At 68.5% G+C, this 17961-nt stretch carries 14 protein-coding genes and 1 pseudogene; 9 read left to right on the forward strand and 6 right to left on the reverse strand.

What is annotated here, in order from left to right; translation table 11 throughout:
* Window positions 1-94: 94 nt before the first annotated feature.
* The 4 genes from VGE03_RS15865 to lpdA all read left to right on the forward strand — a co-directional run bounded on the left by VGE03_RS15865 (window position 95) and on the right by lpdA (window position 6522).
* Window positions 95-2371 (forward strand): TonB-dependent receptor, encoded by a 2277-nt coding sequence (locus VGE03_RS15865; RefSeq protein WP_331047442.1) that lies wholly within the window; start codon window positions 95-97, stop codon window positions 2369-2371.
* 205 nt (window positions 2372-2576) lie between these two features.
* Window positions 2577-4445 (forward strand): PAS domain-containing sensor histidine kinase, encoded by a 1869-nt coding sequence (locus VGE03_RS15870; protein WP_331047443.1) that lies wholly within the window; start codon window positions 2577-2579, stop codon window positions 4443-4445.
* A gap of 74 nt (window positions 4446-4519) precedes the next feature.
* On the forward strand, window positions 4520-5005 hold the full coding sequence (locus VGE03_RS15875) for a hypothetical protein (protein WP_331047444.1): 486 nt from the start codon (window positions 4520-4522) through the stop codon (window positions 5003-5005).
* 107 nt (window positions 5006-5112) lie between these two features.
* Window positions 5113-6522, forward strand: coding sequence for a dihydrolipoyl dehydrogenase (lpdA, locus tag VGE03_RS15880; RefSeq protein WP_331047445.1), 1410 nt, complete (start codon window positions 5113-5115; stop codon window positions 6520-6522).
* Window positions 6523-6524: 2 nt separating this feature from the next.
* Here lpdA and VGE03_RS15885 read toward each other — a convergent pair whose 3' ends face one another.
* From VGE03_RS15885 to fsa, 4 genes are all read right to left on the reverse strand, one after another.
* Window positions 6525-7361, reverse strand: coding sequence for an aspartyl protease family protein (locus tag VGE03_RS15885; RefSeq protein ID WP_331047446.1), 837 nt, complete (start codon window positions 7359-7361; stop codon window positions 6525-6527).
* Window positions 7362-7596: 235 nt separating this feature from the next.
* Window positions 7597-8526 (reverse strand): tyrosine recombinase XerC, encoded by a 930-nt coding sequence (locus VGE03_RS15890; RefSeq protein WP_331047447.1) that lies wholly within the window; start codon window positions 8524-8526, stop codon window positions 7597-7599.
* Window positions 8508-9209: a DUF484 family protein gene (locus tag VGE03_RS15895; protein WP_331047448.1), complete on the reverse strand. Its 702-nt coding sequence runs from the start codon at window positions 9207-9209 to the stop codon at window positions 8508-8510. Before VGE03_RS15895 ends, VGE03_RS15890 begins: the two co-directional genes overlap by 19 nt.
* A 57-nt stretch (window positions 9210-9266) precedes the next feature.
* Window positions 9267-9920, reverse strand: a complete 654-nt coding sequence (fsa, locus tag VGE03_RS15900) for a fructose-6-phosphate aldolase (RefSeq protein WP_331047449.1) — start codon at window positions 9918-9920, stop codon at window positions 9267-9269.
* Window positions 9921-9971: 51 nt separating this feature from the next.
* On the opposite strand from fsa, the gene VGE03_RS15905 reads away from it, so the two are divergent.
* Window positions 9972-12134 (forward strand): primosomal protein N', encoded by a 2163-nt coding sequence (locus VGE03_RS15905; protein WP_331047450.1) that lies wholly within the window; start codon window positions 9972-9974, stop codon window positions 12132-12134.
* A gap of 156 nt (window positions 12135-12290) precedes the next feature.
* On the opposite strand, the gene VGE03_RS15910 is transcribed toward VGE03_RS15905, so the two are convergent.
* Together VGE03_RS15910 and VGE03_RS15915 are read right to left on the reverse strand one after the other, a co-directional pair.
* Window positions 12291-13103, reverse strand: a complete 813-nt coding sequence (locus VGE03_RS15910; protein WP_331047451.1) for a glutaminyl-peptide cyclotransferase — start codon at window positions 13101-13103, stop codon at window positions 12291-12293.
* Between the two features lie 2 nt (window positions 13104-13105).
* A complete protein-coding gene (locus VGE03_RS15915) occupies window positions 13106-13933 on the reverse strand; it encodes a TerC family protein (protein ID WP_331047452.1) in 828 nt (275 codons plus the stop codon).
* 324 nt (window positions 13934-14257) lie between these two features.
* On the opposite strand from VGE03_RS15915, the gene VGE03_RS15920 reads away from it, so the two are divergent.
* The 4 genes and pseudogenes from VGE03_RS15920 to VGE03_RS15935 form a co-directional block, all read left to right on the forward strand.
* Entirely contained in the window at window positions 14258-14812 is a 555-nt protein-coding gene (locus tag VGE03_RS15920) for a F0F1 ATP synthase subunit delta (RefSeq protein ID WP_331047453.1), read from the forward strand.
* 67 nt (window positions 14813-14879) lie between these two features.
* Entirely contained in the window at window positions 14880-16412 is a 1533-nt protein-coding gene (atpA, locus tag VGE03_RS15925; RefSeq protein WP_105563148.1) for a F0F1 ATP synthase subunit alpha, read from the forward strand.
* A gap of 30 nt (window positions 16413-16442) precedes the next feature.
* Window positions 16443-17321 carry a F0F1 ATP synthase subunit gamma gene (locus VGE03_RS15930; protein WP_292085412.1) on the forward strand — a complete coding sequence of 293 codons (879 nt, stop codon included), beginning with the start codon at window positions 16443-16445 and terminating at the stop codon, window positions 17319-17321.
* A 37-nt stretch (window positions 17322-17358) separates the two neighbouring features.
* Window positions 17359-17961, forward strand: a pseudogene (locus VGE03_RS15935) (F0F1 ATP synthase subunit beta); the annotation flags it as partial.

The raw sequence follows: 17961 nt of genomic DNA on the forward strand, positions 1-17961 counted from the left end.
CGAAACCGTCGCGCTGGCGTCGCCGCTACAGCCTAGCTGGCGCATCCAGAGCCGGCGGCCGGGGGGTCGAACCGGACCCATCGGGATGCACCTCATGAAACTCGGACTTCTGCTCGGCGCCGCGGTCGCGCCGCTCGCCTTCGCTCTGGCCGCTCCGGCCATGGCCCAGGACGCTCCGGCCGCGCCGACCACCTCCCTGGAAGAGGTCATCGTCACCGGCGAGCCGGTCATGCGCAACCGCACCGACGACGTGGTGCCGACCCTGTCCTACGACCTGGAATACTTCCAGCGCTTCGAACCGCTGACCGTGGGCGACGCCCTGAAGCGCGTCCCGTCGGTCGCCTTCCTGTCGGACATGCTGGAGTACGACGGCGTGCGCCTGCGCGGCCTCGACTCGGCCTACACCCAGATCCTGATCGACGGCGAGCGCGTGCCCGGCGCCGGTCTGGACCGCAGCTTCTTCGTCGACCGCATTCCGGCCGAACTGATCGACCGGGTCGAGGTCGTCCGCTCGTCCTCGGCCAACCGTTCGGGTGATGCGGTCGCCGGTTCGATCAACATCGTCCTGCGCGACGCTCTGGCCCTGGACGGCGGCTACATCCGCGCCGGCGCCCTGCACTGGGAAGACAGCGAGTACGGCCAGTGGGGCGGCACCTTCGGCGCCGTCTGGGGCGGCCAGGTCGGCCCGGGCCGCCTGCTGATCGGCGGCAACATGCAGGACCGCCGCAACCCGAAGGACAAGTACAGCGTCCGCTACGACGAGCCGGGCGGCACGATCCAGAATACGGAAATCCAGACCGATGTCCGTGACGGCACCGACTACTCGTTCAACGCCGACTACACCGTTGACGTCCTGGGCGGCGAGCTGCGCCTGTCGGGCCTGTTCGTGCGCACCGACCGCTACCAGGACGAGGACTCGCTGGAGTATGAGGACGGCATCGAGGACGCCGCCCACCTGTCGGTCGTCAACGACAACGATCTGGACATCCTGACCGACAACCTGTCGCTGAACGCCCGCTACCGCCGTGAAATGTTCGGCGGCGAGACGACCTTCAAACTGGGCTACGCCTCGATCGACGACGACCAGTACGAGTTCGAGGGCGAGTCGGAATACCTGCGCGACGCCATCACCTTTCCGGACGAGGATCGCTACACCCTCGACGCGACGGACTCGCAGATCCAGGACGAGGAATACTCGGCCGCGATCGAGCACAAGATCGACCTGGGCAACGACCTCGAGCTCGAGTTCGGCGTGCAGTGGAACGACAAGACCCGCGACACCAACATCACCGAGGCCCCGCGGATCCGCTTCAACGTGCCGAACGCCCCGGGCGTGCGTCCGACGGTTCCGGCCTTCGGCGCCTTCACCCCGGTGCTGGGCGGTCTGGGCACGATCGAGGAAACCCGCCTCGACCCGTACATCATGCTGTCGGGCGAGAACGGCCCGCTGAAGTGGGAAGCCGGTCTGCGCTATGAGTCGACCGAGACCACCATCACCGACCTGACCGCCGCCCCGGCCGATCAGGTGACCGACAACGACTACGGCGAGTTCCTGCCGTCGGCCAGCCTGCGCTTCCGCCTGAACGAGACGGACCGGATCACCTTCTCGGCCGCCCGCACGGTTCGCCGCCCGAACTTCAACCAGCTCTCGCCGGTGACGCTGGAAGAAGAGTTCGGCGACAGCGACTTCATGGGCAACCCGAACCTTGAGCCGGAAACCGCCATCGGTTTCGACCTTGGCTTCGAGCGTCGTCTGGGCCGCCGCGGCGTCGTCGGCATCAACGCCTTCTACCGCGACGTCGACAACCTGATCGAGGAAACCAACACCGGCGCCGAAGGGTCGGCCGGTCCGGGCACCTTCATCTACACCGTCGACAACGTCGGCAGCGGCAAGGTGTACGGCCTGGAGTTCGACCTCTCGACCCCGCTGGACTTCGTCGGCCTGCCGTCGACCGGCGTGTTCCTGAACTACTCGTGGCTGGACAGCGAGATCACCGACTTCATCGGTGAGCGCCGCTTCAACAGCCAGTCGGACTATGTGCTGAACCTGGGCTTCACCCACGACATCCCGACCTGGGACCTGGCCTTCGGCGCGACCTACCGCGAACAGGGCGACGCCTACAGCCGCGTCCTGGCCGAGGAAGTCCGCACCACCTACGGCGGCGATCTGGAAATCTTCGTCGAGAAGCAGGTATCCTCGAACGTGGTGCTGCGCTTCACCGGCTCGAACCTGCTCGACTCCTCGAAGGACGAGGTCTTCGACAAGTTCGGCAGCATCGCCGACCAGATCAGCCGCGACTACGACGAGTACGAGATCGAGACCGAAAGCTCGGGCCCGGTCTACCAGCTGGTCATGCGCGTCGCCTTCTAAGGTCCGTCAGCTGAAAAACAGGAGAGGGCCGGGCGGCGACGTCCGGCCCTTTTTCTTTTCCGCAGAAAGGCTAACGGCGAAGCTGGACCGTTTCGAAAAGCCCGGCTAGGTCGCCTTGGGGGCGAAAGGCGGCCGGTGCGGTTCGCCGTTTGCAAGGTGTCTCCCGAACCGGCGCGAGGGCGCCAGAACGGGACAGTCGGGTCGAATGTTTCTCGAAGGCCAGATCAATTGGATGTGGGTGCTGGGCGCGGTTGCGGTCGTCGGCTGGGCGATCGGGCTGGTCGCGCTCTGGTTCGCCTTCAAGAAGCGGGGACAGCACGTCGACGCCTCGGGACAGCTGGATCTGGTCCAGCGCGTGGCCGAGGATTCGCAAAAGCGCCTGTTCGAGACCCTGAACGCCATTCCCGTCGCCCTGGTCGAGACCGACAAACAGGGCAAGTTCGTCTTCGCCAACCGCGCCGCCCACCAGCTGCTGGGGCGTCGTGACGCCGAACTGATCGGCCTGCGTTTCCATTCCGCGACCTGGGGCATCACCTTCCCGGACGGCCGGCCGGTGCCGCCGGATCTCCTGCCCAGCGCCCGCGCGCTGCGCGGCCAGACGGTCAAGGGCTTCCATCACCTGATGTCCAATCCCGCGACCCGCAAGAAGATGCTGGTTTCGGTGACGGCCATGCCGATCGAGAACGAGCTGGGCCAGATCACCGGCTCCACCGCCGCCATCGTCGAGACCGAGGGGCTCCAGACCCCGGAGATGATCGCCCCCGAGACCGTGGTGGTCGAAAGCGACCTGACCCGGCGGGTCTTCGACGCGGCCTCGAGCGCGCTCGTGGTCGTCGCCGCCAACGGCGTGGTGCGTGAGGCCAACCGGACCGCCCTTCTGGTTCTCGGCCGGGACGGCGCGGAGGGCGAGTTCGCCGATCTGTTCCTCGCGGAGGACGAGCGTGTCGAGGGGCGTCAGGCCCTGCGCGCCGCCCTGTCCGCTCCCGCCGGCGAGGCCGAGCCCTTCACGTCCCGAAATGGGGCGCCCGAAGGCATCCGCTGGTCGATGCTGCCCCTGACCGACGCCGCCGGGAAGGTCGACGCCCTGCTGCTGGCCGGCGAACGCGCCGACCCGGTCGTCGAGGAGGCTGTCGTCGAGCCGATGATCGAGGCGCCTGTCGAGGCCATCGCCTTCGCCCCGCCGGTCGAGGCGGTCGCCGGGCCGGAGCCCGCCGCGCCCGCGATCTCGGAGGAAGAGGCTTCGGCCCTGCGCGACGAAGCGGACGCCGCCCGTCGTCAGGCCGAGGAGGCGCTCGCCGCCGCCGCCGCCGCGCGGGAAGACGCCGAGACGGCGCGCGCCGTCGCCCGCCAGGCGCAGCAAGACGCTGAATTGGAGCTGCAGGGTGGTCGTCGCATGGAAAGCGTCGGCCGCCTGACCGGTGGTCTGGCCCATGACTTCAACGCCCTGCTGGGGGTGATGACCGGTGCGCTCGACATGATGCTGCGTCAGGCCGACGACCCCGCCCGGGTTCGCCGCCTCGGGCAGGCCGCCCTGGCCGCGGGCCAGCGGGGTGAACAACTGACCCGCCGACTGACCGCCTTCTCGCAGGGCGACGACGCCCCGGTGTTCCAGACTCTCGACGCGGGGGTCCTGCTGCGCGGGATGGAAACGCGCCTGCGGGCCATGGCGGGCGAGGGTGTCGACCTGATGATCGAGGGCCCGTCCACCGATGCTCCGGCCCGGCTCGATCCGGTCGCCTTCGAGGGCGCGGTGCGCGCCCTGACCCAGAACGCGGTCGAGGCCGTCGGCGCCAAGGGCTCGGTCGCCGTGCGGCTGGAGGCTTTGATGGAAGGCGGGCTGCGGCTCAGCGTTCGGGACACCGGTCCGGGCATGGACCGCGATCTGGCGGCCCGCGCCGTCGAGCCCTTCTTCACCACGCGTGAGGGCGCGGCCGGTCTGGGACTGTCCCAGGCCTACGCCTTCGCGCGGCAGTCGGGCGGCGTGCTGTCGATCGACGACGTCCCGGGGGGCGGCGCCGAGGTCTCGATCACCCTGCCGCAACCGCTCGTCGAGGCGGAGCGCCAGAGCGCCTGACCCGGGGCTGACGCGGGTATCGACGTTCGGCGCGCCGGGTGTAGGGTGGTTAACGCCGTATCCGGAGACCGGTCATGAAGCTGCTGCGTCCTCTCATCGCCCTCGTCATCCTCGCCTATGTCGGATGGCTGGCCTGGCCGCTGTTGTCGCCCCTGCTGGACGGCGGGGCGCCGGACATCGGGGCGCTGGGCGCCGACGTCGACGCCGCCGCGGGCGGCAGCCTGTTCGGCCTGATCCCGGCCTGGGCGCTGTGGGTGGGAGCCGTGGGCCTGTACCTCGTCGCCGCCCTGATGCTCGGCGCGGGCAACGCCCGGGCCTCCATCGCCTACTTCCTGGGCTTTATCGCGGACGCCGTCCTGCGTCTGGCGATGGACCGGAACGGCGGGAGCGACGCCGCGGCCCGCTCATCCGGCCCGACCACCATGGCGGCCGACGCCGGCGGTCTGCCCGTCGATCCCCTGTGGCTGATCCTCGGCGCCCTGTTCCTGCTGGGGGTGCTGGTGGTCGTTGTCGCGCGCCGCCAGCGACGTCACCGGATTCCGGGGCAGCTGTCCTTCTGATACCCAAGGATCGTCACCATATGCCTGTGGACGGTTGACCCCTGCGGTCTTGCCGCTAGGTTCCGCGCGCCTTTCCCGCGCCCCAGACAGAGCATCAGAGAGATCCCATGGCCGAAGCCGCTTCCTACGACGTCGTCATCATCGGCGGTGGGCCGGGCGGCTATAACGCCGCGATCCGGGCGGGCCAGCTGGGCCTGAAAGCCGCCTGTATCGAGATGCGCGACACCTTGGGCGGCACCTGCCTGAACGTCGGCTGCATGCCTTCGAAGGCGCTGCTGCACGCGTCGGAGCTGTTCGAGGCGGTGGCCAAGGAGTTCCCGACCCTCGGCATCGACGTCGGCGCGCCCAAGCTGAACCTGGGCCAGATGATGCAGCAGAAGGCCGACAGCGTCGGCGCCCTGACCAAGGGCATCGAATTCCTGTTCAAGAAGAACAAGGTCGAGTGGATCAAGGGCAAGGGCAAGATCACCGGCCCGGGCGCGGTGGAAGTGACCGCCGCTGACGGTTCGGTCTCAACGCTGAAGGCCAAGGACATCGTCATCGCCACCGGTTCGGAACCCACCCCGCTGCCGGGCGTGGATTTCGTCGAGGGCAAGGTCATCGACTCGACCGGCGCCCTGTCGTTGCCGGCCGTGCCGAAGCACCTGATCGTCGTCGGCGCGGGCGTCATCGGCCTTGAGCTGGGCTCGGTCTGGCGCCGTCTGGGCGCCCAGGTGACCGTCGTCGAGTTCCTGGACAAGGTCGGCGCCGGTATGGACGCCGAGGTCGCCACCGCCTTCCAGCGCGGCCTGACCAAGCAGGGCATGACCTTCAAGATGGGCACCAAGGTCACCGCCGCGAAGACCGGCAAGGACGGCGTCGAGCTGACGCTGGAGCCCGCCGCCGGCGGCGCCGCCGAGACCCTGAAGGGCGACGTGGTTCTGGTCGCCATCGGCCGTCGTCCCTACACGGCCGGCCTGGGTCTGGAGTCGGTCGGCATCGAAACCGACAAGCGCGGCTTCCTGAACAACGACCACCTGAAGACCGGCAAGGACGGCGTCTGGGTCATCGGTGACGTGACCCACGGCCCGATGCTGGCCCACAAGGCCGAGGAAGAGGCCGTCGCGGTCATCGAATACATCGCCGGTAAGGCGGGCCACGTCGACTACGACCTGGTCCCCAGCGTCATCTACACCGGTCCGGAAGTGGCCTGGGTCGGCAAGACCGAGGAGCAGCTGAAGGCCGCGGGCGTCGAGTTCAAGAAGGGCAAATTCCCCTTCACCGCCAACAGCCGCGCCAAGATCAACCACGAGACCGAAGGCTTCGTGAAGGTGCTGGCCGACGCCAAGTCGGACAAGATCCTGGGCGTGCACATCTTCGGACCGCAGGCCGGCGAACTGATCGGCGAGGCCTGCGTGGCCATGGCCTTCGGCGGCGCGGCGGAAGATATCGCCCGCATTTGCCACCCGCACCCGACCCGTTCGGAAGCGGTCAAGCAGGCGGCCATGGGCGTCGACAACTGGATCATGCAGGCCTGATCTCAGGTCCGCAGTTCGTCCTCGATGGTCCGCGTCGTCTGACGGCGCAGGCCGTCGAAGTCGACCGTGCCGTTCGGGAAGTCCAGCGTCACCTGTCGGAACCGGCCCAGCAAATCCGCGCCGACCAGCAGGGCGGGGCGGTCGGCCAACTCCAGCGTGTTGAAGCAATGCAGGTCCGCGAACAGCAGCGGCGTCGGACCCAGCCGCGAGCGTCCCAGCCGGATGTCGCCGACCCGCGCGAGGTCGGCTACCAGATTCTGCCCGGTCACGCCGTACAGCAGCACCTGACGGGCTGAGCGCGGCGTGTCGGCGTGGCGGGTCACGATGGCTCGTCGCAGGGCCTCGTTTCCGATCGAATACTGGGCCCCGCTGTCGATGAAGGCCGCGGTCGGCACGCCGTCGACCAGGGTCTGGGTCAGGATCAGCTGGCCGAAGCGGCCTCGCACCGAACGCACGCCGTCGCGGCGGATACGCGATCCGGTGTCCATGTCAGCGCCGCCCATGATGATGCGGATGCCGCGCATGCTCAGGCTAGCCGCCCGCCGCTCGACATCGAACCCCAACCGGAATCGGCCGAGCACATCCAGCCCCAGAAGGCCGTCCGCGCCCAACTGGTCGGCGGGCAGAACCGGGCAGCGCAGGTTCCTGAACACCAGTCCGCTCAGCAACAGGCGGTCCGCGCGGACGCTCTCGGTCCGGGTGGCGGCTGTGATCCCGTGCACGGTCAGCGGCGCCATCGCCGGCAGGGCCAGCCGCCGGGCAAGAGTATCCGCGATGGAAGTCGCGCCCGCGCCCGTGTCTATGACGAAGGTGAAAGGGCCGGCGCCGTTGATCGTCACACCCGCGCCGACCCGGGTGAATAGATTGGCCAGCAGGGAGATGGATCCCGGCTCGTGAGGTGCGGGCGGGGTTTGCGCGAGCCCTCGCGCGGGCCCGAAGGCGGCCGCGGCGGCCAGTCCGGTCAGTAGAAGGCGTCTATCCGGCGCCGCAGGGTGATCCCGGGACAACGGCGTTTCCCCATTATGTTTTGGGGCACTGTACGCCGATCGCGCGCGCTGGCGAGTCCGTGTTCGCTCAGGCCCGGGGGTGGGCGGCGGTGTAGGCGTCCAGCAGGTGGGCGGCGTCGACGGCGGTGTATTTCTGGGTCGTCGACAGGCTGGCGTGACCCAGCAGTTGCTGGATCGAGCGCAGGTCAGCTCCCGCACCGAGCAGATGGGTCGCGAAGCTGTGTCTGAGGGCGTGGGGCGTGGCGCTGGCCGGCAGGCCCAGCCGTCCGCGAAGGCGCTGCATGGCGGCCTGAACCTGACGCGGCCCAAGGGGGGCGCCCCGCTTCGCCCGGAACAGGGCGTCGGACGGCTCCAGAGGGTGCGGCAACAGGCCCAGATAGGCGTCGACGGCCTCCCGCACGGCCGGCAGCACCGGCGCCATCCGGGTCTTGCCGCCCTTCCCGGTGATCCGCAGGGCCTCCGGCAGGGGCGCGTCGGACCGGATCAGCGACAGACCTTCCGAAATCCGCAGGCCGCAGCCGTACAGCAGGGTCAGCACGGCCCGGTCACGCGCGGCTTCCCACGGCTCCATGTCGGGATCGGCCTCGCTCTCCTCCAGCAAGCCCCGCGCCTGATCCTCGCTGACGGGGCGGGGCAGGGAGGGTTTGACCTTCGGCCCGCGCACGAGGGCGAGTTGGGGCGCGGGCGTGTCCAGCCGCCGGTCAAGGAAGGCGTGGAAGGCGCGGATCGCCGACAGGGTCTGGCTGATGGAACGCGCGTTCAGGGGATGGTCCCCGCTACGACGCTCGGCCAGATGGGCGCGCACTTCCGCTGCGGTGATCGCGCCGAGGTCCGTCAACCGCTGAGGTTCGCCCCGGTGCCGCTCCAGGAACGCCAGATACAGCCGGCCGACGTGGCCGTAGGCCTCCAGTGTCCGGGGCGACAGGCGTCGTTCATGCGCCAGATGCTCCAGCCAGGCGGCCAGGGCTTCGTCAGCGGTCAGTTGAGGATGGGCCATCGTTCGGCCGTGCGCTCGACGACCCGGGCGATGAAGGCCACCAGTTCGCAGCCCATGGTCGGAGTGAAGCCGTCCTCTTCGGGCGAGCCGAAGGCGCAGATGGCGTGGCGTCCCGGGGTGTCGTCGCCGGGGAAGTGCGGCGCCATCCGGATCAGGGCGACGGACTTCACCTCCTCTTCGGCCGCGCCGAACAGGTTCAATCCATCGAAATTCGGTCCCAGCCAGGTCAGGCCGTGCTCGCCCAGCAGGCTGTCGACGCCGCCGGCGTCCAGCGCCTTCCAGCCGAAGGGCACGCCGCCCGGCTTCTCCATGGCGATGGCGGCGGCGGACAGGCCGAAGCGGCCCTGCGCAACCGCATCCAGACGCCGGGCGAGATCGGACGGGTTGCGGGATTCCATAAGGTCCAGGGCCGCCACATGGGTCTGGGTCTGGGCGGCGAAGTTCGCGCGGGCGATGGCCTCGATGCGCTTGCGGGCGTCGGCCTCGCGCTCCATGGCCTCTTCCAGCCGGGTCAGGGCCGCCTTGCCGAACTCCACGACATTGCGGCCGGTCGCCTTCAGGCCCAGCTCTTCCAGCAGGGCGCGGTCGTCCACCAGATGGGCAGGGTTCGCCTGCAGCCAGACGCGCACGTCGGGCCAGTGAAGCTCGTCCGGCTTCGAGGACAGATCAGGCGATACGCTCACTTACCTCTCCCCGAGGCGCAGATTCCGAAAAACCGGCGCCCGGGAGGGGAGCGATCCTTACAGGATCGACTGACCGGTCTTGCCCCAGTCCGCCAGGAAGGCATCAAGCCCCTTGTCGGTTAACGGGTGTTTGACCAGGGCCTTGAAAGTGTCGGCCGGCAGGGTCGCGGCGTCGGCGCCGGCGAGGGCGGCGGCCGAGACGTGGCCCGGGTTGCGCAGCGAGGCGGCCAGGACTTCGGTTTCGAAGCCGTGGATGTCGTACAGGGTGCGGATCTCTTCCAGCAGGCCGATGCCGTCCGCGCCGTGGTCTTCCAGACGGCCGACGAAAGGCGAGATGAAGGTCGCGCCGGCCTTGGCGGCCAGCATGGCCTGGGCGGCCGAGAAGCACAGGGTGACGTTGGTCTTGATGCCCTTGTCCGAGAAGTTCCGCGCGGCGCGCAGTCCGTCCCAGGTCAACGGCAGCTTCACGACCACGTTCGGGGCGATGGCGGCCAGCTTGTCGCCTTCCTTGACCATGGTCTCATAGTCGGTGGCGACGGCCTCGGCCGAAATCGGGCCCTCGACCAGGGCGCAGATTTCAGCGATGACCTCGGCGATGTTGCGCCCGGACTTTGCGATCAGCGTGGGATTGGTGGTCACGCCGTCGACCATGCCGGTCGGCAGCAGGTCCTTGATGACGGCGACGTCGGCGGTGTCGAGGAAGAGTTTCATGGCCGGGCTCTTTAGCGGCGTCGTGCGAAATTTGCGAGACATGATCCTCTGATGAAGGTCGCGTCCGTTCTCATTCCCCTGCCGGTGCCCGAGGCCTTCGATTACGAGGCGCCCGAAGGCCTCGATGTGGCGCGGGGCGACCAGGTCGCCGTGCCGCTGGGCCCGCGGCTTATCCGGGGCGTGGTCGCCGAGGTGCGGGAGACGACCGGCTCGAACCGGCGGCTGAAGGCGATTGATCAGGTGCTGGACGATCCGCGCCTGCCGGAACGAACGGTGGACTTCGTCGAATGGGCCGCCCGCTGGACCCTCAGCGCGCCGGGGGAGATGGCCTCGGCGGCGCTGAAGGGACTGCGCGCGCCGCGTCCCCGGCCGGAGCGTCGCGTCCGTCGCGTCGGCGACCGCGTCCCGGCGCGTCCGACGGCCGCCCGTACGGCGGTGCTGGAGGCGCTGGGCCGGAAGTCGATGCCCGGGCCCGATCTGGCGCGCGCCGCCGATGTGTCGTCCGGCGTGGTCAAGGGACTGCTGGACGAGGGGGTGCTGGAGATCATCGAGATCGAGGCGATCGCCGCCTTCGACGCTCCCGACCCGGACCATGCGCCCGCGACCCTCAATCCGGATCAGGCCGCTGCCGCCGGCGCCATCGCCGAGGCGGTCGGCGCGCGCGGCTTCGTGCCCATGCTGCTGGACGGGGTCACCGGCTCCGGCAAGACGGAAGCCTATCTGGAGGCGGCCGCTCGCGCCCTGAAGGCCGATCCCGATGCGCAGGTCCTGATCCTCCTGCCGGAGATCGCCCTGACCCAGGCCCTGATCGAACGGATCAGCGCCCGCTTCGGGACCGCGCCCGCTGAATGGCACTCGGGCGTCGCGCCGCCGCGTCGGCGTCAGGTGTGGGAGGCGGTTCAGGCGGGACGCTGCAACATCGTGGTCGGGGCCCGGTCAGCACTGTTCCTGCCTTATGCGAACCTGCGCCTGATCATCGTCGACGAGGAACACGACGGATCGTTCAAGCAGGAGGAGGGGCTGGTCTATCATGGACGCGATCTGGCGGTCGCCCGCGCCCGGATCGAGGGGGCGACCGTGGTGCTGGCCTCGGCCACGCCGTCGCTGGAGACGCTGTGGAACGCCCATCAGGGGCGGTACCGCTGGCTGAAGCTGGGCGCGCGCCACGGCGCGGCGGTCCTGCCGGAGATCGGGCTTCTGGACCTGCGCGCGGCGCCGCCGGACCCGCAGACCTGGCTGTCCCAGCCGATGCGCGAGGCGATCGGCGAGACCCTGGCCAGGGGGGAGCAGACCCTGCTGTTCCTGAACCGCCGCGGCTATGCGCCCGTGGTGCTGTGCCGGGTCTGTGGTCACCGGCTGACCGCGCCCGATACCGACAGCTGGCTGGTCGAGCATCGCTACACCGGGCGGCTGGTCTGCCACCTGACCGGCTTCTCCATGGCCAAGCCCAGGACCTGCCCGTCATGCGGCGCCGAGGACAGTCTCGTGCCGGTCGGGCCGGGGGTGGAGCGGGTCGAGGAGGAGGTGCGCAACCTCTTCCCGCAGGCGCGGACGGCGGTGTTCAGTTCGGACACCGTCCCGGACGGCAAGTCCGCGCGGGCGCTGATCCAGTCGATGGCCGACGGGGAGATCGACATCCTCGTGGCGACCCAGGCGGCGGCCAAGGGGCACAATTTCCCGCGCCTGACGCTGGTCGGGGTGGTCGACGCCGACCTCGGTCTGCGTGGCGGCGACCTGCGGGCGGCCGAGCGGACGTTCCAGCTGCTGATGCAGGCGACCGGCCGGGCGGGCCGGGCCGACAAGCCGGGTCGCGCCCTGCTGCAGACCTGGACGCCCGAGCACCCGGTGCTGATGGCGCTGGCGGCGGGCGATCGCGACGCTTTCGTCGACGCCGAGATGGCCGAGCGCGAGGCCGCCTCCCTGCCGCCCTACGGGCGTCTGGCGGCCCTGATCCTGTCCAGCGAGAACGCCCAGGCCGTCGAGAAGGTGGCCCGCGATCTGGCCGAAGCCATCCCCAATGCCGAGCGGCTGGAGGTCTACGGCCCCGCCGACGCTCCGCTGGCGCTGGTCCGGGGGCGGCGGCGCAAGCGCCTGCTGGTGCGCGCTGACCGGGACGTCGACCTGCAGGGCTTCCTGCGGGTCTGGCTCAGCCGGGTGAAGGTGCCGGCCTCGGTCCGGCTGAACGTGGACGTGGATCCGTATTCTTTCCTGTAGGACGCTACCGCTCGCGACGCGGTCGCTCGCTGCTTGAGCGGGTTCGGCCAACCTTCAGGGATTGGCGATGCGCGAAGCGGCAGGCCGCGTCGGGTCGAAAAGGCGGAGCCTTTTGACCGCGGACCAACAGATATGCGCGGGGCTCGCGCAGCGGGATCAGTGCAGCTCCGTCAGCCTGATCTCGAACAGGCTGGGCCAGTTCTTGCCGGTGACGAACAGGCGGCGGCCCTGCGGGTCCCAGGCGATCCCGTTCAGGACGTCGTCGGCCGGGTTCATGCCGGTCCGGTCGGGCAGCAGTTCGGTCAGGTCGATGATGCCGACGATGTTCCCGTCGGCGGGATCGATCCGGACGATGAAGTTGGTCTGCCAGATGTTGGCCCAGACCTCCCCGTCGATCCATTCCAGCTCGTTCAGCTTGCCGACCGGACGGCCGTTCAGGCTGACCGGGACGATTCCGGTCTGGGTCAGGGTGCGGCCGTCGAGGAAGCGCAGGTGCGGCGCGCCGTCGGACAGGATCAGGCGCGTCCCGTCGGTGGTCAGGCCCCAGCCCTCGCCCTCGTAGTCGAACTCGCCCAGCAGGCGCAGGTCGGCGGGGTTCCAGATGTAGCCCTTGCCGGTCGTCCAGGTCAGGCTGATCAGGCGGCCGTCCAGTTCGGTCAGGCCCTCGCCGAAGATGGCCGGGTCCAGCTCGCGGCGCTGCAGGACGGCGCCGTCCTCGAGCCGCACCTTCCGAATGGTCGAAGGGTGGCGGCCGGTGCTTTCGTAAAGGACGCCGTCCCGCCAGATCAGGCCCTGGGTGAAGGCGTGCGGGTCATGGGGATAGGTCCGGACGATCTCGAAGCCGTAGACCGGCACCTCGGGCGCCGGAGCGGCCTGCGCCGCCGGGGGCGACGAGGCCGGCGCGGGCGTCTGCGCCAGCGCCGGCGTGGAAAGGATCAGGGCGGCCGCGAGAAGGAACAGCCGCCTCATGATCACACTCCCGGTTCAGCCGTCTCGGCCTTGTTCAACTGGTCCTGGTGCGCCTGCTCGGCGGCGGCCTTTCGGGCGGCGGACCGGCGGGACAGCATGTTCAGTCCCTCCACCATCGCCGAGAACGCCATGGCTGCATAGATGTAGCCCTTGGGAACATGGACGCCGAAGCCGTCGGCGATCAGCACCGCGCCGATCATCAGCAGGAAGCCCAGCGCCAGCATGACGACGGTCGGGTTCTTGTCGATGAAGTTGGCCAGCGGATCGGCGGCCAGGAGCATGCACAGCACGGCGAAGACGACGGCGATCATCATGATCGGCACGTGGTCGGTCATGCCGACGGCGGTCAGGATGGAATCGACCGAGAAGACCAGGTCCAGCAGGATGATCTGGACGATGGCGGCGCCGACGTTGTTGAGGACGGCGTCCTTCTTGTCCTTCTCCAGCATGTCGTTGGTCGGGGTGACGTCGACGGCGTGGTGAATTTCCTTCGTCGCCTTCCACACCAGGAACAGACCGCCCGCGATCAGGATCAGGTCGCGCCAGCTGAAGGCAGTGTCGAAGGTTTCGCCGTGGAAGCCCAGGTCGAAGACGGGGGCGGTCAGGCCGACGATCCAGCCGATCGTGGCCAGCAGGCCCAGGCGCATGATCAGCGCCAGGCCGATGCCGATGCGGCGGGTGCGCTGGCGATGCTCGGGCGGCAGCTTGTTCGACAGGATCGAGATGAAGATCAGGTTGTCGATGCCGAGGACGACTTCCATGACCACGAGGGTCACGAGGGCCGCCCAGGCGGCCGGATCGCTCAGCAGGGGAGTTATGCTTTCAAGCATCGGGGTTCCAGAATGTGATGATAGCCATAAGCGGTAACGGGACCGTGAGGTTGCATCAAGCTTCCGGACGCGGCGTTGTCGTCGCACCCGACGCCGTCGCGAGGGTCTGGAGACCGGCAAATGAGCGCAGGTGCGACCTTATCGTTCCGTTCCCGTCGGTTGCGACCGGGGACCTTGCGTGCTATCAGCCGCGCGGCTTTAGCGAAGGACGCATCGAAAGATGTGTCCCAAGCGTGCTTTCTACAAGCAAATCAAGCCCTTGCCTGGCGCGAGCGATCGCAGCCGGACTCGACCCAAACGCTTCAAATCGCGGACCTTAATTACGTGGCGGACGATTTCAGAACGACGGAAGTCGGCGAACGGTATGCTCAGGCGCTGTTCGACCTCTCGCAAGAGACGGGGGCGCTCGACGCCGTGCGCGGCGATCTCGCCTCGCTGAAGGCCGCCTGGCTGGACAGCGCGGACCTGCGCCGCCTGGCTCAGTCGCCGGTCATTTCGGCCGACGACCAGGTCAAGGGCCTGTCGGCCATCGCCGACAAGGCGAAGTTCAACGCCACGACCAAGAAGTTCCTCGGCCTGCTGGCCCAGAACGGCCGCGCCCGCGACCTGCCCGGCGTGATCGCCGGCTTCCAGGCCCTGTACGCCAAGGCGACCGGCGTCGTCGCGGCCGAGGTCGTTTCGGCCCTGCCGCTGTCGGCGGCCCAGACCAAGAGCATTCAGTCGGCCCTGCGCGCGTCGCTGGGCCGCGATCCCGAACTGACCGCCCGCGTCGATCCGTCGATCCTGGGCGGACTGAAGGTCAAGGTGGGCTCGAAGCTGTTCGACGCCTCGCTGAAGACCAAGCTCGACCAGATGAAGTTCGCGCTGAAACGCGCCTAAGCCCCGAATTCCAAGTTCAAGCCGGGCCAGCGGGCCCGCACCGAAGACGAAAGCCAGAGAGCCCACCATGGACATCCGCGCCGCCGAAATCTCGGCCATCCTCAAGTCGCAGATCGCCAACTTCGGCGTCGAAGCCGACGTTTCCGACGTCGGCCAAGTGCTGTCGGTCGGCGACGGCATCGCCCGCATCCACGGTCTGGACAACGTCCAGGCCGGTGAAATGGTCGAGTTCCCCAAGGCCGGCGTGAAGGGCATGGCCCTGAACCTCGAGCGCGACAACGTCGGCGCCGTGATCTTCGGCGCGGACGCCGCCATCGCTGAAGGCGATGAAGTCCGCCGCCTGGGCGAGATCGTGGACGTGCCGGTCGGCAAGGGCCTGCTGGGCCGCGTCGTCAACCCGCTGGGCGAGCCGATCGACGGCAAGGGTCCGATCCAGTTCACCGAGCGCCGCCGCGTCGACGTCAAGGCGCCGGGCATCATCCCCCGCAAGTCGGTGCACGAACCGATGCAGACCGGCCAGAAGGCGATCGACACCCTGATCCCCGTCGGCCGCGGCCAGCGCGAGCTGATCATCGGCGACCGTCAGGTCGGCAAGACCGCTATCGCCATCGACACCATCCTGAACCAGAAGAACGTCAACAAGTCGGAAGACGAGTCGGCGAAGCTTTACTGCATCTACGTCGCCATCGGCCAGAAGCGCTCGACGGTGGCCCAGATCGTGAAGACGCTCGAGGAGTCGGGCGCTCTGGAATACACCATCGTCGTCGCCGCCACGGCTTCGGAACCGGCCCCGCTGCAGTTCCTGGCTCCGTTCGCCGGCACCGCCATGGGCGAGTTCTTCCGCGACAACGGCATGCACGCCCTGATCGTCTATGACGACCTGTCGAAGCAGGCCGTGGCCTATCGTCAGATGTCGCTGCTGCTGCGCCGTCCGCCGGGCCGTGAAGCCTACCCGGGCGACGTCTTCTACCTGCACAGCCGCCTGCTGGAGCGTTCGGCCAAGCTGAACGAAGACAATGGTTCGGGCTCCATGACGGCCCTGCCGATCATCGAAACCCAGGCCAACGACGTCTCGGCCTACATCCCGACCAACGTGATCTCGATCACCGACGGCCAGATCTTCCTGGAATCGGACCTCTTCTATCAGGGCATCCGTCCGGCCGTGAACGTCGGCATCTCGGTGTCGCGCGTGGGCTCCTCGGCCCAGATCAAGGCCATGAAGCAGGTCGCCGGTTCGATTAAGGGCGAACTGGCCCAGTATCGTGAAATGGCCGCCTTCGCGAAGTTCGGCTCGGACCTGGACGTCTCGACCCAGAAGCTGCTGGCGCGCGGCGCCCGCCTGACCGAGCTGCTGAAGCAGCCGCAGTACTCGCCGCTGGCCGTCGAAGAGCAGGTCGTGTCGATCTACGCCGGCACGCGCGGCTACCTGGACAACGTGGCGGTGTCGGACATCGGCCGCTTCGAAAGCGAGCTGCTGGCCCGCGTCCACTCGAACCACGCTTCGCTGCTGGAAGGCATCCGCACCAAGAAGGCCCTGACGCCGGAACTGGAAGCCGAGCTCAAGGACGTCCTGGCCGCCTTCGCCAAGACCTTCGCCTAAGATCTGACCAGAGAGCGAGAGTAGCGCCGGATGGCCAGCCTTAAGGAAATGCGCAATCGGATCGGAAGCGTCAAGGCGACGCAGAAGATCACGAAAGCCATGCAGATGGTCGCCGCGGCCAAGCTGAAGCGCGCCCAGGAGCAGGCCGAGAACGCCCGCCCCTATGCGACGCGGATGGCCTCGGTCATCGCCAACCTGGCCGCCGGCGTCTCGGGCGACGGCGCGCCGAAGCTGCTGGCCGGCACGGGCGCCGACCAGCGTCACCTGATCGTGGTCGCCACGGCGGACAAGGGTCTGGCGGGGGGCTTCTCGTCCAACGTCGTCCGCGCCGCCCGCGACCGGATCAACAGCCTGATCGCCCAGGGCAAGGACGTTCGCGTCATCGCCGTCGGCAAGAAGTCGCGTGATCCCCTGACCCGCCTGTTCGGCGACAAGGTGGTCAAGTCCTTCGAGCTGAGCGAGCACAAGGTCCTCGGCCTGCCGGCCGCGCAGCCGATCGCCGAACTGATTGCCGAGAGCTTCGAAGACGGCCAGGCCGACGTGGTCACTCTCTTCTATAGCCAGTTCAAGTCGGTGATCTCGCAGGTGCCGACCGCCAGTCAGCTGATCCCGGCCGTCGTCGAAGGCGACGCCGAACCGATCGACCTGAACGGCGCGGTCTATGAGTATGAGCCCTCGGAAGAGGAAATCCTCGAGACCCTGCTGCCGCGCAACCTGACGACGCAGATCCTGGCCGCTCTCTACGAGAACCAGGCCGGCTTCTTCGGCGCGCAGATGGCCGCGATGGACAACGCCACGCGCAACGCGGGCGACCTCATCAACAGCCTGACCCTGCAGTACAACCGTAAACGCCAGGCCCAGATCACCACCGAGCTGATCGAGATCATCGCCGGCGCTGAAGCGCTCTGATCCCGACCGACACGACATTCCGAACCGGACGCACCCCATGACCGACGCCACCGCCACCAAGAAACCCGCCGCCAAGAAGCCGGCCGCTCCCAAGAAGGCCGCCGCTCCGAAGGCCGCCGCCGCCGTTGCTGGCTCGGGCCGTATCGCCCAGGTCATCGGCGCCGTCGTCGACGTTGAGTTCGACGGCGCCCTGCCGGCCATCCTGAGCGCCCTGGAGACGCAGAACGTCGACCAGAAGACGGGCGAGCCCTTCACCCTGGTTCTGGAAGTCGCCCAGCACCTCGGCGAGAACATGGTCCGCGCCATCTCGATGGACACGACCGAAGGTCTGACGCGCGGCCAGCCCGTCGTCGACACCGGCAAGTCGATCATGGCGCCGGTCGGCCCGGGCACCCTCGGCCGCATCATGAACGTCGTCGGTCAGCCGATCGACGAAGCCGGCCCGATCCAGACCACTGAATACCGCCCGATCCACAAGGAAGCCCCGACCTTCGACGAGCAGTCGACCTCGGCGGAAATCCTGGTCACGGGCATCAAGGTCATCGACCTGATCTGCCCCTACACCAAGGGCGGCAAGACCGGCCTGTTCGGCGGCGCCGGCGTGGGCAAGACCGTGACCATGCAGGAACTGATCAACAAC

Source organism: Brevundimonas sp., from assembly GCF_036400995.1.
In the GTDB taxonomy this organism is placed as follows: Bacteria; Pseudomonadota; Alphaproteobacteria; order Caulobacterales; family Caulobacteraceae; genus Brevundimonas.